We start from the raw sequence: 22,998 nt of genomic DNA on the forward strand, positions 1-22,998 counted from the left end.
GCCGGTGTTCCGCGCCCACCCGGCGCCCACGCGCGCCGTCCGGTGGCGCTGCCCGTCAGCGGCGCACTCGCGGCATCCCCAGACCGATCCAGGAGATGATCTCCCGCTGGATCTCGTTGTTGCCGCCACCGAAGGTGAAGATGACGGCGGAGCGGTAACCGCGTTCGAGTTCGCCGTGCAGGACCGCGCCCGCCGAGCCCTCCTTCATCGGGCCGGCCGCGGCGACGATCTCCATCAGCCAGGCGTACGCGTCACGGCGTGCCTCGGAGCCGTACACCTTCACCGCCGACGCGTCCTGCGGGGTGAGCGAGCCGCTCTGCAGGGCGTACACCATCTGCCAGTTCAGGAGCTTCATCGCGTCGAGCTTGGTGTGGGTCTTCGCGAGGCGTCCGCGTACCCAGCCGAGGTCGATGACCCGGCGGCCGTCGGCGAGCTTGGTGTCCGCGGCCCAGCGCTGGACGTTGTGGAGGGCGCGGATGGCCATGGTGCCGTGGGCGGCGAGGGTGACACGCTCATGGTTGAGCTGGTTGGTGATGAGCCGCCAGCCCTTGTTCTCGTCTCCGACGCGGCGGGAGACGGGGACGTGGATGTTCTCGTAGTAGCTGGCGGTGGTGTCGTGCGAGGCCAGGGTGTTGATCAGGGTGCAGGAGTAGCCCGGGTCGCCGGTCGGCACGAGCAGCATGGTGATGCCCTTGTGCGGCGGCGCGTCCGGATCCGTGCGGACGGCGAGCCACACCCAGTCGGCGGTGTCGCCGTTGGTGGTCCAGATCTTCTGGCCGTTGACGACATACTCGTCGCCGTCGCGTACGGCGCGGGTCTTGAGGGCGGCGAGGTCGGTGCCCGCGTCGGGTTCGCTGTAGCCGATCGCGAAGTCGATCTCACCGGCCAGCACCTTGGGCAGGAAGTACGTCTTCTGCTCGTCCGTACCGAACTGCATGATCGTCGGGCCGACGGTGTTGAGCGCCATCAGCGGCAGCGGCACGCCGGCCTGCGCGGCCTCGTCGAAGAAGATGAACTGCTCCATCGGCGAGAGTCCCCGCCCGCCGTACTCCTCGGGCCAGCCCACACCGAGCCAGCCGTCGGCGCCCAGGCGGCGGACGGTCTCACGGTAGAAGCGCTTCTGGGCCGCCGGGTCGGCGTACCGCGCATATACGTTGTCCGGCACCAGCTCGGCGAAGTACGCGCGCAGCTCGGCGCGCAACTGCTGCTGCTCAGGCGTGTATTCGAGGTGCACGGCCCCTCCAGGAGTATCGCGTTCCCTATGGCGGCGCACAGACTAGAACGTGTTCCAAGAATCTGGAAGGGCTTCCCCCAACCGCGCCTTCGGGAGTCCGGACGCGGCGCCGGGCGCCGCCGCCTCAGGCCTCGTTCGCCGCCTCGATGAGGTCCAGCGCCTGCGCCAGACTCCTGGGCCGGCGCATCCCGGCCGTCTCGCGCACCCTCGCCCAGCCGGGACCGGCGATCAGCACGGTGGGCCGGGACCGCGCGCCCCTGATGCCCCAGGCCGTGGCACGCACCAGGTTCGCCAGGACGCGGTCGGCCGTGAGCCGGGTCTGGGACCACAGCACCACGGCGCGCGGTCCTGTCCTGCGCACCGCCTCGGACAGGGCCCCGACGGGGACAGCGGCGCCGAACATCCTTACCGGCAGGCCTCGTTCACCCAGAGAGGCCGCGAGCGCCTCCATCGCCAGGGTGTGCATCTCGCCCGGCACGCAGGCCAGCAACACCGGGGGTTCGTCGCCCTCCGGGCCCTTCGGCCGACAGCCACGGCGCAGGGCGGTGGAGACGTGCCAGGACAGCAAGTGCTCGGCCTCGACGTACCGTTCGCCCGCCGCGTCACCGGACGCCGCCCAGGTGCGGCCGATGGCGCGCAGCGTCGGCGACATCACCTCCTCCCACGCGCCGGCGAGTCCGTGCTCGGTGACGGACGCGGCCAGCAGGGTGTCGAGGCGGGGAGAGTCCAGGCGTACGGCGGCCCGGCCCAGCCCACGGCCGGCCCGCGCGGCGGTGCGGGGAGCGGGAATCAGGACGACGCGACCGGAGCGGGTGACGTGGCCCTGCGGCGCCGGAGGGTGCTGCGGCCCCTCGGGCCTGCGGGCCAGCCGGGCGGCCTCGGCAGGGGCGATGCCGTGGGCCGTGAGACAGCACATGCGCTCCAGCAGGGCCACGTCATCGGGCGACCAGCGCCGGTGCCTGCCGCCCTCGCGCGCGGCGGGGCCGAGACCGTACCGGTGGTCCCAGGACCTCAGCGTCGTCGGCGCGACCCCAAGTCGCAGCGCCACGGCCCCAGTTGTCATTCCGGCCTCGGGCGATGTCCCGCTTTCGATGTCCATCTCCGGACGATACGACGCACGAACGACGCGAGTTGCCGCCGTGGAGCGACTGCGACGAAGATTGCCACCACAAGGACGGCGGTCGGCTCACGACTCCCGGGGCGTCCGTGTCGTCTCCGACGCGGACGCCCCGGCCCGGCCGATGCGCGGGCGTGGAGGACGTCACGCGCCCACGGGCTGCGGGCCGACCGCGCAGAGGCGTCACCACGGACCGGGCTCCTGGGGCGTCACGCCGAAGCCGTCCGGCCCAAGTCGGCTCCCCCGGGCCGGGCGGCTTCGGCGCGGACCGGCGTCTCCACGGTTCACCCACACCGGTGAACCCCCGAGTCACCCGTAAGAGCCCGTCCGGTCGCCGACCCTCCCGGGTGCGTCCAGCATGGCGGTGGCGCATCCGTCGACCCCGGAGGATTTCCGTGACCACTGTCCGCGACCTGATGACCCCTGACGTCCGCTGCATTCCGGCGACCGAGACACTCGACCGCGCGGCCCAGCTGATGCGGGACCACCGCATCGGCGCGCTGCCCGTGCAGAACGGCGACAACGAGCTCATCGGCATCGTCACCGACCGCGACATCATCCTGAAGTGTGTCGCCGCGGGCCACGACCCGGCGAAGGTGACCGCCGGGGACCTCGCGGAGGGCGCCCCGGTGTCCGTCGACGTGGCCGCCGACGCGTCCGACGCCGTACGGGTGATGGGTGAGGCACGCATCCGCAGGCTGCTGGTCCTGGACAACGGCAGGCCGGCCGGTGTGGTCACCGAGGCGGACCTGGCCCGGAGCCTGCCCGCCGAGCAGCTCGCCGACTTCGTCAGCCGTGTCTACGCGACGGGCTGACCCGCCGCGGCCCCTCCGTGTACGGGTTCGGCCCGGCACAGCGTCCGCCGCTGTGCCGGGCCGAACCCGTACACGCTATGGAAGCTGAGTCTCGATGGCCGCGCGACCCTCCTTCTCCAAGCGGCGCCGCGCCCACTCCAGGGTTTCCGGAGTCACGTCGCGCCCCGAGGCGAGCACCAGATCCTCGGGGGTGACGTCGTCGCCGGCGCCGGTGTGCAGCAAGCTGTCGGGGGTCACTACCGACGGGTCTCGCTTCGAAACGGATTCCTCGCTCATTACCGCCTCCTTGTTTCATCGATCAGTCGGCATTCTGGTTGGCCCCTACCCGGCCCGCATCCGGTGAACATCGGGTGGCCGCTCGACTTTCACTTCGCCCACTCCCCTCACGTCCGCCGCTGTCGTATGTTCCGGATGCGAAGGGCGTCCGCCTGCGGCAGCGTGGGGGGCCCAGCCAGGCCGTAACCGAGCACGGAGTGGGACTGATGAGCGAAGACAACACGGAGCTTCCCGAGGACGACGGCGTTCTGGACGCGGCGGACACTCTGATGAGCGACGACCTGGACTCCGACCCGCTCGACGCGGGCATCACCCCGGCCGAGCACTGGTCGCCCGCCGAGTCCTTCGGTACGACGGCCGAGGAGGCACGGCGCGGCGAATCGCTGGATCAGCTGCTCGCCGAGGAGGAGCCGGATGTCGAACAGGCCACCGGCGACGAGGAAGAGGACCCGGACGCGCCGAACGAGGACCGGGACGAGGGCCCGGAGGACGCGCTGACCGAGGAACCGATCGAGGACCTGAACGAGATCTGACCGCGGCGGGCCCGGCCGCGGGACGATCCGGCCGCGTCAGCACCGGCCGGCGGTCGGGCTATCCGGCCACCGGGGGCTCGCCGCCCTGCCCGTCCTGCCCGTAGCGGCGCTCGAACTGCGCGACCCTGCCCTCCGCGTCCAGCGTCCTGGCCTTCCCCGTGTAGAAGGGGTGGCTCTCCGAGGAGATCTCGACGTCGACGACGGGGTACGTATTGCCGTCGTCCCATTCGATGGTGTGCTCGCTGGTGGCCGTCGAACGGGTGAGGAACGCGAACCCCGCGGTCCGGTCCCGGAAGACCACCTGCTGGTAGGAGATGCTGGCGTCCGGCTTCACGGCTGCTCCTTCTGCTGCTCTGCTCTCTCGAACGGGCCTTCCCAGGCTAAGCCGGACCGCCCGGCTCGGCATCCGTCGCCGTGGCGCCCCTGAAGGTCGAGCGGTACGCGCTCGGTGAGACCCCCAGCGCGGTGTGCAGATGCTGGCGCAGTGACACCGCGGTGGAGAAGCCGACCGCCGCCGCCACCCGGTCGACGGGCAGGTCCGACTCCTCCAGCAACTCGCGGGCCCGGTCGACCCGCCGTGCGGTCAGCCACTGGACCGGGGTCAGCCCGACCTCGTCGCAGAAGCGGCGGGAGAAGGTGCGGGTGCTCATCGAGGCGCGCGCCGCGAGTTCCGCCAGGGTGACGGGGTGCTCCAGGTGATCCAGGGCCCAGTCGCGGGCGGGCCCGGTGGAGGAGTGGCGGGGCGTGGGGACGGGGCGCCGGACGTACTGGGCCTGGCCGCCGTCGCGGTGCGGCGGGACGACCGTGCCGCGGGCCACCTCGTTGGCCACCCGCGCGCCGTGGTCGCGGCGGATCATGTGCAGGCACAGATCGATGCCGGAGGCGACACCGGCGGCGGTGAGTACGTCACCGTCGTCGGTGTAGAGCACGTCGGGGTCCACGCGCACCGCCGGGTGGAGCCGTTGCAGATCGCCGGCCGAACGCCAGTGCGTGGTGGCCCGCCTGCCGTCGAGCAGCCCCGCAGCCGCGAGTACGAACGCGCCGGTGCAGATGGACGCGGTGCGGACGCCGGGGCGGATGCGGGTGAGCGCGTCGGCGAGTTCGGCCGGCAGGTGCGGGGCGGCGCCGGGCGTGTAGTCCTCGTCGGAGGCCGGGACGATCACGGTGTCGGCCTCGGCCAGGATTTCCGTGCCGTGCACGACATTGATGCTGACATCGGCGTCCGTGCGGATCTCGCCGGGTGTCACGGTGCAGGTCAGCACCTCGTACAGGGGCTCCCCCGCAGGTGACACGGCCTGCCGGAACAGGCGGTGCACGATGCCGAGTTCCATGGTGAGCAGACCCGCGCGTACGAGAACGGCGACCCGGTGCGGGCCCGTCGGCCTTCCCGGCTCTCCGGGCTCCGGCTGGTTGCCGCGCTCGGCTGGGCTTCCTGGGCTCCGGAATGCGGTCATGGCGAGATTCTTTCACACCATGACTATCCGGCCACTGGTTCGGCCCCGGGTTCCGGACCAGGGTCGAGTGCATGACACAGAGTCTCCGAAGTCGCCAGAAGCACTCCCCCGCGCGGGGCACGCCCGCACGCGCCCGGCTGCACCGGGCCTGGCTGGTGGCAGGGGTCGCGGCACTCGCGGTGATCACCGCGGGGGCCTTCACCACCCTGGCGGGCCTGCTCGTGGGCCCGCTGAACCGGGAGTTCGGCTGGTCCCGCTCCACGATCGGTCTCGCCCCGTCCGTGAACATGGTGCTGTACGGACTCACCGCCCCCTTCGCCGCCGCCCTGATGGACCGCTTCGGGATGCGCCGGGTCGTCGGGACCGCGCTGGCCGTGGTCGCCGTCGGCGCGCTGTGGACCACCGTCATGACGGCGCCCTGGCAGTCCGTGCTCGCCTGGGGCGTTCTCGTCGGGGCCGGCTGCGGCTCGATGGCGATGGCCTTCGCCGCGACCGTCACCCAGCGCTGGTTCGTACGGCGGCGCGGTCTGGTCACCGGCATTCTCACCGCCGCCGGTGTCTTCGGGCAGTTCGCGTTCCTGCCGCTGCTGTCCTGGGTCGTCGAGCGCTTCGCGTGGCGCGCCGCCGCCCTGGCGCTCGTGGTGGCGGCGGTGGTCGTGCTCCCGCTGGTCATCCTGCTGCTGCGCGACCATCCGGCGGACGTGGGCGTACGGGCCTACGGCGCGAGCCGGTTCACCGCGCGCCCGGCCCCCACGCAGGGGGCCGCCCGGCGCACCCTGCGGGTGCTCGTACGGTCCGCGCGCACCGGGCCCTTCTGGCTGCTGGCCGCGACCTTCGCGATCTGCGGCGCGTCGACCAACGGCGTGATGTGGACCCATTTCACGCCCGCCGCCCACGACCACGGCATGCCCGTCACCGTCGCCTCCTCGCTCCTCGCGATGATCGGCGTCTTCAACGTGCTGGGAGCCGTGGCCTCGGGCCGGCTGACCGACCGCTACGATCCGCGGCGCCTGCTCGCCGCGTACTTCGCGCTGCGCGGCCTCACCCTGCTCACGCTGCCCCTGCTGATGACCGCGACGGCCGGGCCGCCGATGGTCACCTTCGTGGTGCTCTTCGGGCTGCTCGACGTCGCGACCGTGCCGCCGACACTCGCACTCTGCCGGGAGCTGTACGGCGGTGACAGTGCGATCGTCTTCGGCTGGGTGGGCGCGGCGCACCAACTGGGCGCGGGCATCGCGGCCTTCGCGGGCGGTGCGGCGCGGGACGCGTTCGGCTCGTACGACCCGCTGTGGATCGGTGTCGGCGCGCTGTGCGGGGCCGGGGCGCTGCTCGCCCTGACGGTCGTCCGGCCGTCACCCGCCTGACTCGGGGCGCCCTCCTTACCGCGAGACCGGTACGCATACGCCACACTCACTGGAATTCAGGCAAACGGGTTGGTACATAAGGAAATTGACCGTTACCGACCTGTACGGTGCCCCGCATGGACGGGGTACGGGGCACATGTTCCTTCGGGGAAGAACTGCGGCGGCTGCGCGGTGAGCGCGGCATCTCACTGACCGCGCTGGCCCGTTCGATCCACTACAGCAAGGGCTACCTCAGCAAGATCGAGAACGGTGGCAAGCCGCCGACGCCCGACGTGGCCAGGCGCTGCGACGAGGTCCTCGACGCGGGCGGGGCCCTGCTGCGGCTGGTGCCCGACGTACCGGCGGCGCGTCAGGCAGCGCCGTCGGATCCGGTGGATTCGGTGTGCCCCTACCGGGGTCTCGCGGCCTTCGGCCCGGCCGACGCGCAGTGGTTCTTCGGCCGGGATCGCGCCACCGCCGAGCTGGTGGCGCGGCTCGCGGAGCGGGTGGGGCACGGGCCGCTCGCGGTGGTCGCCTCGTCCGGGGCGGGCAAGTCCTCGCTGCTGCGCGCCGGCCTGGTGCCCGCGTTGCGGCGCGGGGCGCTGCCGGGCGCCGGCTCGGGCAACTGGCCGATGGTGGTGTGCACGCCCACCGCGCATCCGCTCAAGGAACTGCTGCGGTGTGTGTCCGACGCCCTGGGGCGCGGGCTCGGTGTGAGCGCGGAGGCGCTGTGCGGGCAGCCCCGGCTGCTCGCCGACACCGTACGGCCCCTCCTGGCGGAGGCCCGATTGGTGCTGCTGGTCGACCAGTTCGAGGAGACCTTCACGCTGTGCGCCGACGAGGAGGAGCGACGCGCCTTCGTCGCGGTGCTCGGCGCGCTGGCCACCGCGGACGGGCAGGCGGACGCGCCCGCCGCGGTGGTCCTGGGCGTACGGGCCGACTTCAGCGGCCGGTGCCTGGACCACCCCGAGCTGGCTGCCGTCTTCTCGCACGGCCTGTTCGCGCTGGGCCCGATGACCGGCGCCGAACTGCGCGAATCCATCACGCTGCCCGCCGAACGCGCCGGGCTCGTCCTGGAGGCCGGGCTGATCGGGCTGCTACTGCGGGACGTGGGGGTCGGCGGCGCGGGCCACTGCCGTCCGGACGACCTCGCTCCCGCCTCGCCAGGAGCCCTGCCGCTGCTCGCGCACGCGATGCTGGTCACCTGGCAGCAGCGCTCCGGCCGCACGCTGACCGTGGCGGGGTACGAGCGGACGGGCGGCATCCACGGGGCCGTCGCGAGGACTGCCGAGGACGTGTTCACCCGCCTCCACCCGCCCGAGCGGGAGATGGCCAGGCGGGTTCTCATCAGACTGGTCCAGATCGGTGACGGCGAGAGCGGCACGGCGACCCGGCGCAGGGCCAGCCGCGAGCTGCTTCTCGACCAACTGCCCGATCGGCGCGGGGTGGAGGCGGCGCTCGACGCGTTCGTACGGGCGCGGCTCGTGACCGTCGACCGCGACGCGGTGCAGATCACCCATGAGGCGCTGCTGCGTGCCTGGCCCCGGCTGCGCGGCTGGACCGAGACCGGCAGGGCCGGGCTGCTGATCCACCAGCAACTCGCCGAGGCCGCCGCCGAGTGGCTGCGCGAGCGGTGCGACCCAGGGCTCCTCTACCGGGGAACGCGGCTGGCCGCGGCCGGGGAATGGGCCCAGCAGAGCGACGGCAGGGCGGCACTGGGGCCGGCCGAGGCCCGGTTCCTCGACGAGGGCCGGGCGGAGGAGGCCGGCCGGCGGCGGGCCGAGCGCCGGCAGGTCCGCACCCGCCGACGGCTGCTGGTCACGCTGGCGGCGCTGCTGGTCCTCGCGGTCGCCACGAGCGCCCTGGCGTTCCAGCAGCGGTCCCGGGCATTCGACGAGCGCCGCACCGCGATGTCCCAGGCGATGGCGGTACGGTCCGGCGCGCTGGCGTCGGGGCAGCCGGAGGCATCCATACTGCTGGCCGCCGAGGCCTACCGCACCGCGCCGACCACCGAGGCGCGCGGCGCGCTCCTGAGCACGCAGGCCCAGTACTTCGCGGGCCGGCTCGGCGCACACACGGGGCCGGTCAACGCGGTGGCGTTCAGTCCCGGCGGGGGCTTTTGGCCTCGGCGAGTTCGGACGGCACGGTGCGTCTGTGGGGCGGGGCCGGGCACCGTCGTCCGGTGGACACCCTGACGGGGCACAGCGATGCGGTGGTCGCCGTGGCGTTCAGCCCGGACGGGCGGCTGCTGGCGTCGGCGGGCTACGACGGGACGGTGCGGCTGTGGCGGGTGGCGGACCGTCAGCCCGCCGGAACGCTGGTCGGCCACGTCGGCGTGGTGCGGTCGGTGTCCTTCGGTCCCGGCGGGCGGAGCCTGGTGTCGGGCGGCGCGGACCGCACGGTGCGGATCTGGGACGTGCCGGGCCGTCGGCTGCGGGCGACGCTGAGAGGACACGGCGACAGCGTGATGGGCGTGTCGTTCGCCCGCGACGGCCGGAGTGTCGCCTCGGGCGGCGCCGACCGTACCGTGCGGATCTGGGGTGTGGCGCGCCGCGAACTGCGGGCGACGCTCAGGGGGCACGGCGACGGTGTGCTGGGGGTGGCGTTCAGCCCCGACGGCCGGAGCGTGGCCTCGGGGAGCGCCGACCGTACGGTGCGGGTGTGGGATCTGGTGCGCCACCGGGTCAGGGCCACACTCACCGGGCACAGCGACGACGTCAACGCGGTGGCGTACGGCGAGGGCGGGGCCACCGTCGTCAGCACCAGCGGCGACGGCACGGCGAAGGTGTGGGACACCGCGAGCCACCGGGTGACGGCCACGCTGGCGGGGCACACCGACTATGTGCTCGGGGCCGCGGTCAGCGGGAGTGTGGTGGCCACGGCGAGCTTCGACCGGTCCGTGGTCCTGTGGGACCTGGGCAGAGCGACCCTGACGGCGCACCCGTTCGCCGAGGCCTGGCAGTCGGCCCTCTCGCCGGACGGGCGGCTGCTGGCCTCGGCGAGTGTGGACCGTACGGTCAAGGTGTGGGACGTACGTCGCCGTACGCTGCTCACCACCCTTACCGGCCACGGCAGTTCGGTCTTCGGCGTGGCCTTCTCCCCCGACGGACGGCTCCTCGCCTCCGCGAGCGCCGACCGCACCGTCAAGGTGTGGGACGCCCGCCGCCGTACCCTCCTGGCCACTCTCACCGGTCACAGCGGTTCGGTCTTCGGCGTGGCCTTCTCCCCCGACGGACGGCTCCTCGCCTCCGCGAGCGCCGACCGCACCGTCAAGATCTGGGATCCCCGCCGCCACACCCTCCTCAGCACCCTCACGGGACATCAGGACTTCGCGAACACCGTCGCGTTCAGCCCCGACGGCCGGACGCTGGCCTCCGGCGGTGACGATCTGTCCGTGCGGCTGTGGGACGTGCGGGACCGCCGGGTGCGGTCCGTCCTGCGGGGCCACACGGGGTCCGTGCGCGGTCTGGCGTACCGTCCCGACGGCCGAGTGCTCGCGAGCAGCGGCAACGACGGCGCCGTCCGCCTCTGGAGCACCGCGGGACGCCGGCCCGTCGCGACGCTCACCGGGCACAGCGGCGCGGTGCGCGCGGTCGCCTTCGATCCGGGCGGGCGGACATTGGCGAGCAGTGGCAGCGACGGCACGGTGCGGCTCTGGGACACCGCGCGCCGCCGGCTCACCGCCACTCTGTCGGGGCACACCGGCGCGGTCTGGGGCGTGGCCTTCGATCCGCGTACACGCGCATGGGTGAGCAGCAGCAATGACGGCACGGTGCGCCTGTGGAGCGTCGACGTGCGGCGACGCGGTACGCACATCTGCGACTTGATCGGTGCGGTGGACCGCGAGTTCTGGGCGCGGCTGATCCCGGACCGGCCCCACAGGCCGGGATGCGCCGCCCGCTGAGGGGCGTTTCCCGGGGTGTTTCCCGTTTCCTGTCGCCTCGGGAGACAGCGGGGTCCTCGACAGCCCGTGCCGCGCGGACCAGGCTTCGAGTGGCGGGCCGAACCGGGCGTTTTGGAAGCGTTCGGCTGTCCGCGGCAGCAGCCTGGCCCGTCCGGTGCTTCTGCCGCGCCACCCGCACCTCGCTCAAGGAGACCTGATGAACGCACGCAAGAAGTTCGCCACCGCTCTCGCCGCCTTCGCCCTGACGGCCGGCCTGGTCACCGTCACCGCGCCCGCCACCGCCGCGCCCGCCGGGCCCGCTGCCGAGTGCGGGGTCCGCTCGGACGGCAAGCTCTACTGCGGCAACCGAGGGGGCGCCAAGGGGTACGCGCACCGGTCGTACGGCTCGGACGTGCGCGGCCGGATGAACTCGACGTTCAGCTGGTTCGCCTGCTGGGGCCGCGGCGACAGCCACGGGGGCGGCAACAACGTCTGGTACTGGACCAAGTTGGACAACGGCCAGTGGGGCAACATGCCCGCCGTCGACCTCAGGACCGCGGTGGACCCGGCGCCGGGCCTGCGCGAGTGCTGAGGCACTCCGGTGGGGTGAGACAGGTGCAGTGAGACTGTGGGCCGCTCCCGGCACGGGGCGGCCCGCAGCCATGCGCCGGGCCGTGGGCGTGAAACCCCGGCGGGCAACGGGACGAGTTCGAATACGGGGCGGACTTCCATTGTGGCGGCCGGGCCCACCCCCGTGGAACCCGGCCGCCACGCCAGTGGCCTCGGCTGTGTGGCCAGGGCGGCATGTGGCACCTGATCAGCAGAGCAACACTCTGGTGTGACCGGCACTGACAGAAACGTACACCCCAGTTGCGGGCCTGCGTCAACTACAGTTGGGTAGGGCCAGCACATACCGGGCCCATCGCACACCAGAGTGGACAGCGCGGCGATCATGGCGAGAAGGACGTACTGGACGTGACAGACGAAGCGGGGCACACCTTCGCGCAGCTGCTGGACCACCTGTTCAGGGAGGTTCATCCGCCGGCCCGCGGGCCGTACACGTACACCGAGGTCGCCGAGGGGATCCAGGAGGCCTCGGGGGGCGAGGGCAAGGGGCTCACCGCGAGCGCGATCCAGCAACTGCGCACCGGCGCCAAGAAGAACCCGACGCGGCACACCATCAAGGCGCTCGCCGGCTTCTTCGGTGTGCCCGCGGGCTACTTCTTCGACGAGGAGACCGCCGAGCGCGCGCGAGCGGAGATCGCCGTCCTGGCCGCCATGCGGGACCAGGGGGTCCGGACGGTGGCGCTGCGGGCCAACGGCCTGAGTACGGAGAGCCTTCAGATGCTGTCCGCGGTGATCGAGCAGGCACGTCGGCTGGAGGGCCTGTCGGGAGATACACCGACGAACAACCTCAAACTCGACGACTAGCAGTCTTCCTTGCCCGGCGTTTCGCCGGGAAGGGCAGATTTTTTTGAATCGGTCGGAGCAATCGCCTAAGCTTTCGAGCGATTTGGAGCAAGCTCTTCCGGATCATCCCCCGGCCGCAGCCGGGTTGCGCCCACATGGGTCCAGACCCGAGCGACGTCAGGACGATCATGGACCTTGAGCGGCTCCGCACGGAGTGCGAGGAGCGCGTGGGAGCCCTTCGGCTGCCCCACCGCTTCAACACCCGGCATCTGTGCGACGCCGTGGCGGAGTTGCGTGGCCGCCCGATCATCCTCAGGCCGCTGAGCACCCTCGGCGCGATCGACGCACCGTGCGGAATCCGACTGGAGACGCCGGAGGCCGACCTCCTGTTCTACGAGGAGGCGACGTCGTCGCTGCACCAGAATCACATCCTGGCGCACGAGGTGAGCCACATCCTCTGTGACCATCCGGGCAGCCTGGAGCTGGACGCCGAGGCGTTCCACGCGATCGGTTTCAACCCCACTCTCGTCCAGCGCATGTCGGGACGGACCAGCTACTCCACCGACGACGAGCGTGAGGCCGAGATGATGGCCACCGTCATCCGCCAGCGCATCTACCGCGGGCGTGAACTCCCGCCCAGCCGGCCCGCCAAGGGCGCCGAGAGCTGGGAAGCCCTGTTCGCCAAACCACCCAGGAAGGGCCGCCGCCGCCCATGATCAGCCTGCTCTTCTCCGGAGTGGCCCTCGTGCTGCTCCTCGCAGCCGTCTACTGGGTTCGCGGACGGGGCGGCCACCGGCCGACCGGCACGTGGGCCATGGCCGCGCTGCTCGTCTCCTTCGCCCTCGCCTTCGCGTCGTACACACCGGTCGTGGAGAACGCGGCGGAGAGCCTGGTCCCGCACGTCGGCCGGCTGCTCAGCAACTCCTTCACGCTGGCCGCGGCGACCTCGGTACTGGCCTTCATGCTCCAGCTCAATCTGGAGCCCGAAGCCGCCCGCCGGAGCATCCGGCTGCGCGTGCTCTTCCTCGGCATCGCCGTCACCGGCATGACCGTCCTGTTCGCCGCCGAGGAGATGAACGACCGCTCGCCGAGGATCTACGCGCTCTACGTCCTGATCTACATCTCGTATCTGGGTGTCACCGCGAAGGACTTCCTCGTGCAGACCTGGAAACAGTCCAAGCGCTCCCGGCGCACCAGCCAGCGCGTCGGGCTGCGCATGACGGCCGTCGGCTGCCTCTTCGCGCTGCTGTACTCGGCGTACAAGGTGTTCGTCATGATCTCGCTGGGACTCGGGCTCGACCTCATCGCGGACCATTCCCGGTGCTCGTCGCCGCTCGTCCCCGTGCGCTGCCTGTTCAGTGTCACCTCGCCGGCCCTGGCCGTGCTGCTCATCACCCTCGGCCTCACGCTTCCTGCGGTGGCCTGGCCGATCAGCCAGTTCCTGCGGCGGCGGTGGGAGTCGCGGTCCTTCGCGGCGCTCGGACCGCTCTGGAAGGACATCACCGGCGCGACCCCCGAGGTCGTCCTCGACCCCGCCGACGCCCACGAGGAGGACCACGCGGACGACTCGGACTTCTTCCTGCACCGCCGGGTCATAGAGATCAACGACGGTGGGCTCGCGCTGCGCCCCCACCGCTCGGTGACGGTCCAGGAGAGCGCCGCGCGGGCCGTCGCCTCACGCGGTCTCGCGGACACCGCACAGGGTGACGCGATCGTGGAGGCCGCCGTCCTTTCGGCCGCCGTGCGCGCGAAGGCGGCGGGCGCGGGCCTGCCCGGGGAGGCCGCCCCGCAGGCGCCCGGCACCGAGTCCCGGGAGGGCAACCTGCGGGCCGAGACCGAGTGGCTGCTGCTCGTGGCCCACGCGTACGCGCAGAGCGACATCGTGCGGGACGCCGACGGCGCGCCGGCCTCCGCGGAAGCGGGATCGCAGGCATGAGCGACCCGTTGCAGGATCCGCGGTTCTTCACCGACCCCTACCCGACCTACGCGCAGCTGCGCGGCGCGGCCCCGGTGCGAAAGGTCCCCACCGGCTCCGGGGGGCGCTACAGCTATCTGGTCACCGGCCACGCGGAGGCCCGCGAGGCCTTCGCCGACCCGCGGCTGTCGAAGAACACCGCACGGTTCTTCGCCGGTCAGCCGTCGCGGCGCGACATCCATCCGGCCGTCTCCCAGAGCATGCTGGCGACCGATCCGCCGGAGCACGCACGGCTGCGGGGCCTGGTGACGAAGGCGTTCACCACGGGGGCCGCCGCGCGGCTCCGCCCGTACATCACCGGCCTGGTCGACACGATCCTCGACGACTGGCCGCGGAACGGGGGACCCGTCGATCTCGTGGCGAGCCTCGCGGTGCCGCTGCCGGTCACCGTCATCTGCCAGCTGCTCGGGGTCCCGGAGGCGGACCGGGGGAGCGTCCGCGCGTGGTCGGGTGAACTCTTCGCCGCCGGGGAACCGCAGCGGGCCGACGCCGCATCGCACGCCATCGCCGGCTATATGACCGACCTGATCGCGGCCAAGCGCGGCACGCCCGGGGACGGGCTGATCGACGACCTCATCGCCGTACGGGACGGCGACGACCGGCTGTCCGAGGCGGAGCTCGTCTCGCTCGCCGTGCTCCTCCTGGTGGCCGGTCACGAGACCACCACCAACTTCATCGGCAACGCGGCGCTGGCCCTCGTACAACACCCGGACTCGCTGGGGCAGTTGCGCGACGAGCCGCAGTTGCTCGACGGCGCCATCGACGAGTTGCTGCGCTTCGACTCACCCGTGGGCATCGCCACATTCCGCTACAGCACCGAGGCGCTGACGCTCGGCGGCACCGAGATCCCCGCGGGCGTCCCGGTGCTCATCGCACCCGGCGCCGCCAATCGTGATCCCGCCCGCTTCACCGAGCCCGACCGGCTCGACCTGGACCGGGACAGCAGGGCTCACCTCGCCTTCGGCCACGGCATCCACCGCTGCGTGGGCGCGCCCCTGGCGCGGGCCGAGGCAGAGATCGCGCTCCGGGCGCTCATCACGCGCTTCCCGAAGGTCCGCCCGGCGGTCCCCGCCGAGGAACTCCGTTGGCGTCACACACGGTTGATGCGGGGGCTGGAGTCCCTGCCCCTGCTGGTGTGACGACGGCCGCCGGTCCGGCCCGCGGCGCCCGGTCGCGGGCGGCGCGGGTCAGCGGGGAGCGAGCCCGGACAGGATCCTGTCCGGGGTGAGGGGAAGGTCGCGGAACCTGACGCCGGTGGCGTGGTGGACGGCGTTGCCGATCGCCGCCGGCGTGCCGACGATGCCGATCTCACCGATGCCCTTGCTGCCCATCGGGTTGATGTGGACGTCCTCCTCGTCGACCCAGTACGCCTCGATCCTCGGGACGTCGGCGTGCGCCGGCACGTGGTACGCGGCGAGGTCGCTCTCGGTGTAGTCCCCGAACGTCTCGTCCATGGTGCTGCCCTCGGTGAGCGCCATTCCCAGGCCCATGACCATGCTCCCGATGAACTGGGAGCGCGCGGTGCGGGAGTTGAGGATGCGGCCCGCCGCGTACACACCGAGCAGTCGGCGTACCCGGACCTCGCCGGTGACCGTGTCGACCTGGACCTCGGCGAAGTGCGCGCCGAACGCGTGTCGGGCGAAGGGGGATTCCGCCTGCGTCTCCTGCTCGGTGCCGACGGACACGGTGACGCCCTCGGACGGCAGGGCGCCCCGGTGCTCGCCCAGGCGGCCGGTGAGGGCGGTGCACGCCTTGTGCACGGCCCAGCCCCAGGACGCGGTGCCCGATGAGCCGCCCGCCAGCGGCGCCTTCGGCAGGTCGCTGTTGCCGATGTCGACGTGTACGGCGTCCAGTCGCGCGCCCAGCACATCGGCGGCGATCTGCGCCAGCACCGTACGGGCGCCCGTGCCGATGTCCGTCGCGTTGACCTGGATGCGATACGTGCCGTCGGCGGCGGCGTGCGCCGAGGCACTGGAGGGCGAGGCGAGCGCCGGGTAGGTGGCCGCGGCGACCCCGGTGCCGAGCAGCAGCGCGCCCTCGCGGCGGATGCCCGGACGCGGGTCCCGCTCGTGCCAGCCGAAGCGCCGCGCGCCGTCCGCCAGGCATTCGGTCAGGTGCCTGCTGCTGAAGGGCAGGCCGGTGTCGGGCTCGGTCGACGGCTCGTTGCGCAGCCGGAGTGCGATGGGGTCCAGGCCGGTGGCGACGGCCAGTTCGTCGATGGCCGACTCCAGGGCGTACATCCCGGACGCCTCGCCGGGGCCCCGCATCCAGGAGGGGCTGGGCACGTCCAGGGCGGTGAGGCGGTGGGTAGTGCTGCTGTTCGGGGTCGCGTACATGACGCGGGAGACGAGGGCCGCCGTCTCGACGAACTCCTTGACCTTGGACGTCTGGGTGATCGCGTCGTGGCCGACGGCGGTGAGGGCGCCGCCCGCGTCCGCGCCGAGCCGGACCCGCTGGATGGTGGGCGCGCGGTGGCCGACGACCGAGGCGAGGTGCTTGCGTGGCAGGGAGAGTTTGACGGGCCGGCCGGTGTGCCGGGACGCCATGGCGGCCAGGACGACCTGCGGGCGGGGCGTGCCCTTGGAGCCGAAACCGCCACCAACGTGCTCGGAGATGACGGTGACCTGGTTCGGGTCGAGGGCGAACAGCGCGGCGAGGGCGTCGCGCACCGGCGTGGAACCCTGGCTGGAGTCGTGCACGGTGAGGTGCCCGTCGTCCCAGCGCGCGGTCGAGGCGTGCGGTTCCATCGGGTGGTTGTGCAGCGCCGGCGTGGTGTACGTGACGTCGACCTGGACGGGCGCCGAGGCGAAGGCGGCGCCGAAGTCGCCGCGGTGCCGGTCGGCCTCGGTGTCTCCGGTGGCCTCGTCCGGGGTGAAGAGGCCGGGGTGGTCCGCGGTGAGGAGTACGTCGTGCGGGGCGCTCTCGTAGGTGACGCGGACGGCCGCCGCGGCGGCGCGGGCCCCTTCGATGGTGTCGGCGACGGCCAGGGCGACGTACCAACCGCGGTGCGGCACCTGGTCGTTCTGCAGGACGGCGAGGATCGCGTCGTCGGGCTTCTCGACGCGGGGCGCGTTGTCGTGGGTGAGGACGGCGAGCACGCCGGGCAGTGCGAGCGCCTCCTCGGTGTGTACCGCGTTGATGCGGCCACTGGCGACGGTGGCGGGCACCGGCCAGGCGTACGCGCAGCCCGGCGGGGTCTGTTCGGCCGCGTAACGGGCGACGCCGGTGACCTTCTCGCGGCCTTCGCGGCGGACCGCGGGGGCGCCCAGGGGTGATGTCTCGGGGTTCATGAGGTGTCCTCAGGTGCTGGCGGCGAGTTCGGTCAGGACGGCGGTGGCCAGATTGCGGGCCAGCGCCACCTTGAACGCGTTCTCGCTCAGCGGCTCGGCGGCGGCCAGCTCGGCCTCGGCGGCGCGGGCGAAGGTGTCCTCGGTGGCGGGTGCGCCACGCAGGACGTCCTCGGCGGCGCGGGCGCGCCAGGGCCGGTGGGCGAGGCCGCCGAAGGCGAGCGCGGCGTGCTGCACGGTGCCGCCGCGTACCTCCAGGAGCGCGGCCACGGAGACCAGGGCGAAGGCGTAGGAAGCCCGGTCGCGGGCCTTGCGGTATGTGGAGTGCGCGCCCGCGGGGGGCTTGGGCAGGTCCACGGCGGTGATGAGTTCGCCGGGGCGGATCACGGTGTCCTGGTCGGGCCGGTCGCCGGGCAGCCGGTGGAAGTCGGTGAGTGGCACGCCGCGTTCACCGTCGGCGCCGACCAACCGGACGGTGGCGTCGAGCGCCACCAGGGCCACCGCCATGTCCGACGGGTGGGTGGCCACGCAGTGCGCGGAGTGGCCGAGGACCGCGTGGTCGCGGTTGGCGCCCTCGCGGGCCGGGCAGCCGGTGCCCGGCTCGCGTTTGTTGCAGGGTTTGGACGTGTCCTGGAAGTAGGGGCAGCGGGTGCGCTGGAGGAGATTCCCGCCGGTGGTCGCGGTGTTGCGCAGCTGCCCGGAGGCGCCGGCCAGGAGGGCCTGCGACAGGACGGGGTAGCGGGTGCGTACGGCGGGGTGTGCGGCGAGGTCGCTGTTGCGTACGGTCGCGCCGATGCGCAGGCCCCCGTCGTCGGTGTCCCGCACCTCGCCGAGCGGCAGCCTGCTGACGTCGATGAGTGTGCCCGGCGTTTCGACGCCGAGCTTCATCAGGTCGACGAGATTGGTGCCGCCGCCGAGGTAGCGGGCCGCGGGGTGCGCGGCGAAGGCGTCGACCGCCTCGGCGGTGCTTCGTGCGCGCAGGTAGCCGAACGGTTTCACCGTGCCACGTCCTCGATCGCTTCGACGATATGGGGGTAGGCCCCACAGCGGCACAGGTTGCCGCTCATACGTTCCTTGATCTCCACCGGGGTGAGCTCCACCGGCCGGTCGGGCGCCTGGTCCGGCGCGGTGACGTGCGAGGGGTGCCCTTCGGCGGCCTCGGCCAGCGCGCCGACCGCCGAACAGATCTGGCCGGGGGTGCAGTAGCCGCACTGCAGGGCGTCGCGCGCGAGGAACGCCTCCTGGAGCGGATGCAGCCGTTCGCCGTCGGCCAGGCCCTCGACGGTGGTGACCGTGGCGCCGTCGTGCGCGACGGCCAGCAGCAGGCAGCTGTTCTGGCGCCGCCCGTCGACGATGGCCGTGCAGGCCCCGCACTGGCCGTGGTCGCAGCCCTTCTTGGCGCCGGTGAGGTCCAGGTGCTCACGGAGCGCGTCGAGGACGGTCGTGCGGTGATCGAGGTCGACGGTGTGTGCGGTGCCGTTGACGTGCAGGGTGACCGGGGAGCGGGTCGCGTCCTCGGTCGCCCTCTGCGGGCTGGTGTGCTGCACGGTGCTCGCGCCTCTCCGGTGGGGGTGCCGTGGGTGCCGTCCGATGGCGGAGGGGGCGTCACTCGCCCGGTTCGGCGGCGTGCCACACGGTGGTGATGTTGCAGAACTCGCGGATGCCGTGGCCGGCGAGTTCCCGCCCGTAGCCGGACCGTTTGACGCCGCCGAAGGGCAGCGCCGGGTGCGACGCCGTCATGCCGTTGAAGAAGACACCGCCCGCTTCGATGTCCCGTACGAACCGCTTGATGTCCTCGTCACTGCGGGTCCAGACGTTCGAGCTGAGCCCGAACGGGGTGTCGTTGGCCAGCGCCACGGCTTCGTCCAGGTCCGCGACCCGGTAGACGGTCGCGACGGGACCGAACGCCTCCTCGTGGTGGATGCGCATGTCGGAGGTGACTCCGGCCAGGACCGTCGGGGTGTAGTACCAGCCGGCGTCCAGCTCCTTGGGCCGTCCGCCGCCGCACAGGGCCCGCGCGCCCCGGTGCACGGCGTCGTCGACGAGCTCCTCCAGGTCGGCCCGGCCCTGTTCGCTGGCCAGTGGGCCGACGTCGGTGGACTCCTCCATGGGGTCGCCCACGGTGAGGGCCGCCATGCCCGCGGTGAAGCGCTCGACGAAGGCGTCGTAGACGTCCGTGTGGACGATGAACCGCTTGGCCGCGATGCACGACTGCCCGTTGTTCTGCACCCGGGCGGTGACGGCGGTCTTCGCGGCCCGCTCGACGTCCGCGGACGCCATCACCACGTACGGGTCGCTGCCGCCCAGTTCCAGGACGGTCTTCTTGACCTCGTCGCCCGCGATGGACGCGACCGAGCGACCGGCCGGTTCGCTGCCGGTGAGTGTCGCGGCGGCGACCCTGCGGTCGCGCAGGATGCCTTCGATCGCGTCGGAGCCGACGAGGAGCGTCTGGAAGCAGCCCTCGGGGAAGCCGGCCCGCTTGAACAGGTCCGCCAGGTAGAGGGCGGTCTGCGGCACGTTCGACGCGTGCTTGAGGAGACCTACGTTGCCCGCCATGAGGGCGGGCGCGGCGAAGCGTACGACCTGCCAGAGCGGGAAGTTCCACGGCATCACGGCCAGGACCACGCCGATGGGGCGGTAGTGGACGCTCGCCCGGGAGGCACCGGCGTCCTTGACCTCGTCGTCCGACGGGTGCTCGTCGGCGAGCAGTTCCTCGGCGTTCGCGGCGTACCAGCGCATCGCCTTCGCGCACTTCGCCGCCTCGGCGCGGGCGGCCACCACTGGCTTGCCCATTTCGGTGGTCATGGTGCGGGCGATGTCCTGCTGTTCCTGCTCCAGCAGATCGGCGGCGCGGCCGAGCAGCCCGGCCCGCTCGGCGAAGTCGGTGGTGCGGTACTGCTGGAACGTCGCCGCGGCGACCGCGAGGCGGCGCTCGATCTCCTCGGCCCCCAGTGCTTCGAACGTCTTGAGTGTCTCGCCGTTCGCGGGATTCACTGTGGCGATGGGCATGGGGGTGTCCTCCTAGAGCTCGCTTCCTCGACCCTGCCGCGCCCCGGGCCGCCCCGCAACGCGGACGCGTCGCGTACCCGGGATCGGCCCGGATACCCGCAGGGCCCGTCGACGGGCGCCGCTGAGAGTCCTTCGGTGTCGCGGGGCTGCTCGGGCTGACGGTCGGCGCGCCGGTAGGCCACTCCGCGGGGCCGTCACGACGGTGATCGGCGTGCTGCTCCTGCCGCGGCCGCTCGGGCCGCTGGTCGGCGACGCGCAGGGCGGGGTCACAGGCCTGTGCCCAGTGATCCGCGGCTCACGCGGGAGGTGGTATGGACCGATCCCGCACCGCCCGGCGCCACCTCCGCCTCCCGCCGGAGCCCCTCAGCTTCGGCCGTACGAATGCCACCGGCCCGTTCCCGATCCCGAGGATGCGAAGGACATCCGGGGGTTCCGCCACTGGTGTGCGACCCGCCATGGCTATCCGCCCACGAGTGAGACGCGTCGACGGGAGGGTCCGTCCGGATGTGCCGGGATCACCGACATCAGGGCCGAATCGGCCCCGGTTGCCGGTGCGGTGGTGAGCTTCCGGCGGGTCGCCCTCCGACTCTGGCAGTGACACCGGACGCCATCAAGGCGTGGCGGATCGCCAACTCCTGCGCATCTTCCCGGCGCGATCTGCCAAGTTCGCCAAGCTTCCCGTCGGCCCCGGTCCGCAGGCACCGGCACGGGGCCGACCGCACCGACACCGCCCCGGATTCCTTATTGCCCATGATGTGCAACTACCGATATCAAGCAGAAAGGGTCACCCGGTGGACTCCGTGGGCTCTGCGGTCGTGCTCGGAATCGAGTCGTCCTGCGACGAGACAGGCACCGGGCTGGTGCGCGACGGCAGGCTGCTCGGGCACGCGCTCGCGTCGAGCATGGCCGAACACGCCCGCTTCGGCGGGGTGGTGCCGGAGATCGCGTCCCGCGCCCACCTCCAGTCCCTGCGCCCCGTGGTGCGGCGGGCGCTGGACGACGCGGGACTGCGTATGTCCGACATCGGGGCCGTCGCGGTGACAACCGGCCCCGGCCTCTCGGGCGCGCTCCAGGTCGGCCTCGCGGGCGCGAAGAGCCTTGCGTACGCACCGGATGTGCCGCTGTACGGCGTGCACCACCTCGCGGGCCATGTCGCGGCCGACACCCTGGAGCACGGGCCACTGCCGGATCCGTGCGTGGTCCTGATCGTCTCGGGCGGGCACACCTCACTGCTGCTCGTACGGGACCTGGCGTGCGACCCGATCACTCATCTCGGCGACACCCTCGACGACGCCGCCGGTGAGTGCTTCGACAAGGTCGCCCGGGTCTTCGGGCTGCCCTATCCGGGCGGACCGGCCATCGACAGGGCCGCGCGCGGGGGCGACCCGGGCGGGGTGGCGTTCCCCCGCCCGCTGACCGGATCGAGGGACGCTCCGTACGCGTTCTCCTTCTCCGGCCTCAAGACGGCTGCGGCGCGATGGGCCGAGCGGCACCCGGGCACGCGTCTGCCGGTGGCCGACGGGGCCGCCTCCCTCCAGGAGGCGATCGCCGATGTACTGACCCGCAAGGCGGTGGCGGCCTGCGCCGAATTCGGCGTGGGCACCCTGGTCGTCGTCGGTGGGGTCGCCGCGAACACCCGGGTAGCGCTCGCGGAGGAGCGCTGCCTGGCCGCGGGGATCACGCTGCGGGTCCCGCCGCTGGGGCTGTGCACCGACAATGGCGCGATGATCGCGGCGGTGGGTGACCTGTTGCTGCGGGCGGGCGCCGAGCCGGCGCCGCTGGACGTCTCCGTCGATCCGTCGGCGCCACTGAGGTTCGCGGCGCTGCACCCGGGCGCCAGGGCCGCGTGATGGGCACGACGGTCCGCCGGGCGTCGGGCGCGGCGATGCTCGCGCACTCCCCCGGCATACGCGCCGTGTACGCCGAGGCCTTCGCCGGACCGCCCTGGCACGAGGGCGACGCCGAGGCGCGCCACTACCAGGACCGGCTGGCCGCCGACACCGCACGCCCCGGGTTCACCGGCGCGCTCGCCCTCGGCGCCGACCGGGACGTGCTGGGCTTCGCGACGGCCTTCACCTCCGCGACCCCGCTGCCGGTCGACCGCTCGTACGCCTGCGTCACCGCCGCGCTCGGCGCCGAGCGCGCCGGTGCGTGGCTCTGCGGCGGCCTGGAGGTCGACGAACTCGCGGTGCGCCCCCGGGCGCACCGCGGCGGACTGGGCGCGGCGCTGCTGGACGCGGTGACCCGGGAGGCCGACGACGGAAGGTGCTGGCTGCTGACTTCCGCGCGGGCCGGGGCGACCTTGCGTTTTTACCGGCGGCTGGGCTGGCACCAGGCGACACACCCGGCGCCCGGCGGCGGAAGCCTGGCGGTCTTCCTCGGCCCCCGCCACCCCGCGCGCGACTCCACCGCTTCACCCCTCTGAGCGTCGCGCACGCCCAACTCCCCTACAGACCGGATTGCTTCACGATCCGCACGGCGGTGTCGCCCGAGACCACGCCCCCGGCGTGCGAGAAGCTGAACTTTCCGGTCGGACAGCGCCGGCCACCGGCGCCGACCGCGTCACGGGTGGGACCGCGCCGCGTTCCACGGCCGGCCGGACGGCCCTCGACAACACCAGGACCGCTTTCGCAGGCCGATGCGACTCAACGCGCCTGCGCAG

Annotated in this window: 21 protein-coding genes; 12 read left to right on the forward strand and 9 right to left on the reverse strand. The window is 72.7% G+C overall.

What is annotated here, in order from left to right:
- Window positions 1-55: 55 nt before the first annotated feature.
- Complete coding sequence (locus ACLLJJ_RS02170) at window positions 56-1,234, reverse strand: acyl-CoA dehydrogenase family protein (RefSeq protein ID WP_434587541.1); 1,179 nt, start codon at window positions 1,232-1,234, stop codon at window positions 56-58.
- Window positions 1,235-1,358: 124 nt separating this feature from the next.
- Window positions 1,359-2,333, reverse strand: coding sequence for a MerR family transcriptional regulator (locus ACLLJJ_RS02175; protein WP_434587542.1), 975 nt, complete (start codon window positions 2,331-2,333; stop codon window positions 1,359-1,361).
- 413 nt (window positions 2,334-2,746) lie between these two features.
- On the opposite strand from ACLLJJ_RS02175, the gene ACLLJJ_RS02180 reads away from it, so the two are divergent.
- Window positions 2,747-3,166 carry a CBS domain-containing protein gene (locus tag ACLLJJ_RS02180; RefSeq protein WP_434587543.1) on the forward strand — a complete coding sequence of 140 codons (420 nt, stop codon included), beginning with the start codon at window positions 2,747-2,749 and terminating at the stop codon, window positions 3,164-3,166.
- A 75-nt stretch (window positions 3,167-3,241) separates the two neighbouring features.
- On the opposite strand, the gene ACLLJJ_RS02185 is transcribed toward ACLLJJ_RS02180, so the two are convergent.
- Entirely contained in the window at window positions 3,242-3,442 is a 201-nt protein-coding gene (locus tag ACLLJJ_RS02185; RefSeq protein ID WP_434587544.1) for a hypothetical protein, read from the reverse strand.
- Between the two features lie 206 nt (window positions 3,443-3,648).
- On the opposite strand from ACLLJJ_RS02185, the gene ACLLJJ_RS02190 reads away from it, so the two are divergent.
- Complete coding sequence (locus ACLLJJ_RS02190) at window positions 3,649-3,975, forward strand: hypothetical protein (RefSeq protein WP_434587545.1); 327 nt, start codon at window positions 3,649-3,651, stop codon at window positions 3,973-3,975.
- A 58-nt stretch (window positions 3,976-4,033) separates the two neighbouring features.
- Here ACLLJJ_RS02190 and ACLLJJ_RS02195 read toward each other — a convergent pair whose 3' ends face one another.
- On the reverse strand, window positions 4,034-4,309 hold the full coding sequence (locus ACLLJJ_RS02195) for a type B 50S ribosomal protein L31 (protein WP_434587546.1): 276 nt from the start codon (window positions 4,307-4,309) through the stop codon (window positions 4,034-4,036).
- Between the two features lie 46 nt (window positions 4,310-4,355).
- Window positions 4,356-5,429 carry a GlxA family transcriptional regulator gene (locus ACLLJJ_RS02200; RefSeq protein WP_434587547.1) on the reverse strand — a complete coding sequence of 358 codons (1,074 nt, stop codon included), beginning with the start codon at window positions 5,427-5,429 and terminating at the stop codon, window positions 4,356-4,358.
- 71 nt (window positions 5,430-5,500) lie between these two features.
- Here ACLLJJ_RS02200 and ACLLJJ_RS02205 point away from each other — a divergent pair, with 71 nt between their 5' ends.
- From ACLLJJ_RS02205 to ACLLJJ_RS02240, 8 genes are all read left to right on the forward strand, one after another.
- Window positions 5,501-6,793 (forward strand): MFS transporter, encoded by a 1,293-nt coding sequence (locus tag ACLLJJ_RS02205; RefSeq protein WP_434587548.1) that lies wholly within the window; start codon window positions 5,501-5,503, stop codon window positions 6,791-6,793.
- Window positions 6,794-6,909: 116 nt separating this feature from the next.
- Complete coding sequence (locus tag ACLLJJ_RS02210; protein WP_434587550.1) at window positions 6,910-8,967, forward strand: nSTAND1 domain-containing NTPase; 2,058 nt, start codon at window positions 6,910-6,912, stop codon at window positions 8,965-8,967.
- Window positions 8,955-10,676: a hypothetical protein gene (locus ACLLJJ_RS02215; RefSeq protein WP_434587551.1), complete on the forward strand. Its 1,722-nt coding sequence runs from the start codon at window positions 8,955-8,957 to the stop codon at window positions 10,674-10,676. Before ACLLJJ_RS02210 ends, ACLLJJ_RS02215 begins: the two co-directional genes overlap by 13 nt.
- A 196-nt stretch (window positions 10,677-10,872) precedes the next feature.
- The gene (locus tag ACLLJJ_RS02220; protein ID WP_434587552.1) at window positions 10,873-11,247 is read left to right on the forward strand and encodes a hypothetical protein; all 375 of its coding nucleotides are present in this window, start codon (window positions 10,873-10,875) and stop codon (window positions 11,245-11,247) included.
- A gap of 383 nt (window positions 11,248-11,630) precedes the next feature.
- Window positions 11,631-12,086: a Secondary metabolite protein gene (locus ACLLJJ_RS02225; protein WP_434587553.1), complete on the forward strand. Its 456-nt coding sequence runs from the start codon at window positions 11,631-11,633 to the stop codon at window positions 12,084-12,086.
- Window positions 12,087-12,220: 134 nt separating this feature from the next.
- Window positions 12,221-12,781, forward strand: a complete 561-nt coding sequence (locus ACLLJJ_RS02230) for a regulator component (protein WP_283515088.1) — start codon at window positions 12,221-12,223, stop codon at window positions 12,779-12,781.
- Window positions 12,778-14,001, forward strand: coding sequence for an MAB_1171c family putative transporter (locus ACLLJJ_RS02235; protein WP_434587554.1), 1,224 nt, complete (start codon window positions 12,778-12,780; stop codon window positions 13,999-14,001). The genes ACLLJJ_RS02230 and ACLLJJ_RS02235 overlap by 4 nt, the downstream gene beginning before the upstream one ends.
- Complete coding sequence (locus tag ACLLJJ_RS02240) at window positions 13,998-15,179, forward strand: cytochrome P450 family protein (protein ID WP_434587555.1); 1,182 nt, start codon at window positions 13,998-14,000, stop codon at window positions 15,177-15,179. The genes ACLLJJ_RS02235 and ACLLJJ_RS02240 overlap by 4 nt, the downstream gene beginning before the upstream one ends.
- A gap of 48 nt (window positions 15,180-15,227) precedes the next feature.
- Here ACLLJJ_RS02240 and ACLLJJ_RS02245 read toward each other — a convergent pair whose 3' ends face one another.
- The 4 genes from ACLLJJ_RS02245 to ACLLJJ_RS02260 are packed head-to-tail and all read right to left on the reverse strand — an operon-like array spanning window position 15,228 to window position 20,336.
- Window positions 15,228-17,330, reverse strand: coding sequence for a xanthine dehydrogenase family protein molybdopterin-binding subunit (locus ACLLJJ_RS02245; protein WP_434587556.1), 2,103 nt, complete (start codon window positions 17,328-17,330; stop codon window positions 15,228-15,230).
- 9 nt (window positions 17,331-17,339) lie between these two features.
- The gene (locus tag ACLLJJ_RS02250; RefSeq protein WP_434587557.1) at window positions 17,340-18,326 is read right to left on the reverse strand and encodes an FAD binding domain-containing protein; all 987 of its coding nucleotides are present in this window, start codon (window positions 18,324-18,326) and stop codon (window positions 17,340-17,342) included.
- The gene (locus ACLLJJ_RS02255) at window positions 18,323-18,874 is read right to left on the reverse strand and encodes a 2Fe-2S iron-sulfur cluster-binding protein (RefSeq protein ID WP_434587558.1); all 552 of its coding nucleotides are present in this window, start codon (window positions 18,872-18,874) and stop codon (window positions 18,323-18,325) included. The genes ACLLJJ_RS02250 and ACLLJJ_RS02255 overlap by 4 nt, the downstream gene beginning before the upstream one ends.
- Before the next feature lie 58 nt (window positions 18,875-18,932).
- Window positions 18,933-20,336, reverse strand: coding sequence for an NADP-dependent succinic semialdehyde dehydrogenase (locus tag ACLLJJ_RS02260; RefSeq protein WP_434587559.1), 1,404 nt, complete (start codon window positions 20,334-20,336; stop codon window positions 18,933-18,935).
- Between the two features lie 800 nt (window positions 20,337-21,136).
- Here ACLLJJ_RS02260 and tsaD point away from each other — a divergent pair.
- Window positions 21,137-22,186 carry a tRNA (adenosine(37)-N6)-threonylcarbamoyltransferase complex transferase subunit TsaD gene (gene tsaD, locus ACLLJJ_RS02265; protein WP_434600276.1) on the forward strand — a complete coding sequence of 350 codons (1,050 nt, stop codon included), beginning with the start codon at window positions 21,137-21,139 and terminating at the stop codon, window positions 22,184-22,186.
- A complete protein-coding gene (locus ACLLJJ_RS02270) occupies window positions 22,186-22,761 on the forward strand; it encodes a GNAT family N-acetyltransferase (protein ID WP_434587560.1) in 576 nt (191 codons plus the stop codon). The genes tsaD and ACLLJJ_RS02270 overlap by 1 nt, the downstream gene beginning before the upstream one ends.
- Window positions 22,762-22,998 lie beyond the last annotated feature (237 nt).

This window comes from Streptomyces sp. A5-4 (assembly GCF_051131715.1).
Taxonomy (GTDB): Bacteria; Actinomycetota; Actinomycetes; order Streptomycetales; family Streptomycetaceae; genus Streptomyces.

Coding starts and splice junctions, on each gene's coding strand:
- ACLLJJ_RS02210 (WP_434587550.1), top strand. CDS start 6,910: ATGGACGGGGTACGGGGCACATGTTCCTTCGGGGAAGAACTGCGGCGG.
- ACLLJJ_RS02205 (WP_434587548.1), top strand. CDS start 5,501: ATGACACAGAGTCTCCGAAGTCGCCAGAAGCACTCCCCCGCGCGGGGC.
- ACLLJJ_RS02185 (WP_434587544.1), bottom strand. CDS start 3,442: ATGAGCGAGGAATCCGTTTCGAAGCGAGACCCGTCGGTAGTGACCCCC.
- ACLLJJ_RS02270 (WP_434587560.1), top strand. CDS start 22,186: ATGGGCACGACGGTCCGCCGGGCGTCGGGCGCGGCGATGCTCGCGCAC.
- ACLLJJ_RS02190 (WP_434587545.1), top strand. CDS start 3,649: ATGAGCGAAGACAACACGGAGCTTCCCGAGGACGACGGCGTTCTGGAC.
- ACLLJJ_RS02230 (WP_283515088.1), top strand. CDS start 12,221: ATGGGTCCAGACCCGAGCGACGTCAGGACGATCATGGACCTTGAGCGG.
- ACLLJJ_RS02240 (WP_434587555.1), top strand. CDS start 13,998: ATGAGCGACCCGTTGCAGGATCCGCGGTTCTTCACCGACCCCTACCCG.
- ACLLJJ_RS02200 (WP_434587547.1), bottom strand. CDS start 5,429: ATGACCGCATTCCGGAGCCCAGGAAGCCCAGCCGAGCGCGGCAACCAG.
- ACLLJJ_RS02245 (WP_434587556.1), bottom strand. CDS start 17,330: ATGAACCCCGAGACATCACCCCTGGGCGCCCCCGCGGTCCGCCGCGAA.
- ACLLJJ_RS02235 (WP_434587554.1), top strand. CDS start 12,778: ATGATCAGCCTGCTCTTCTCCGGAGTGGCCCTCGTGCTGCTCCTCGCA.
- ACLLJJ_RS02220 (WP_434587552.1), top strand. CDS start 10,873: ATGAACGCACGCAAGAAGTTCGCCACCGCTCTCGCCGCCTTCGCCCTG.
- ACLLJJ_RS02260 (WP_434587559.1), bottom strand. CDS start 20,336: ATGCCCATCGCCACAGTGAATCCCGCGAACGGCGAGACACTCAAGACG.
- ACLLJJ_RS02175 (WP_434587542.1), bottom strand. CDS start 2,333: ATGGACATCGAAAGCGGGACATCGCCCGAGGCCGGAATGACAACTGGG.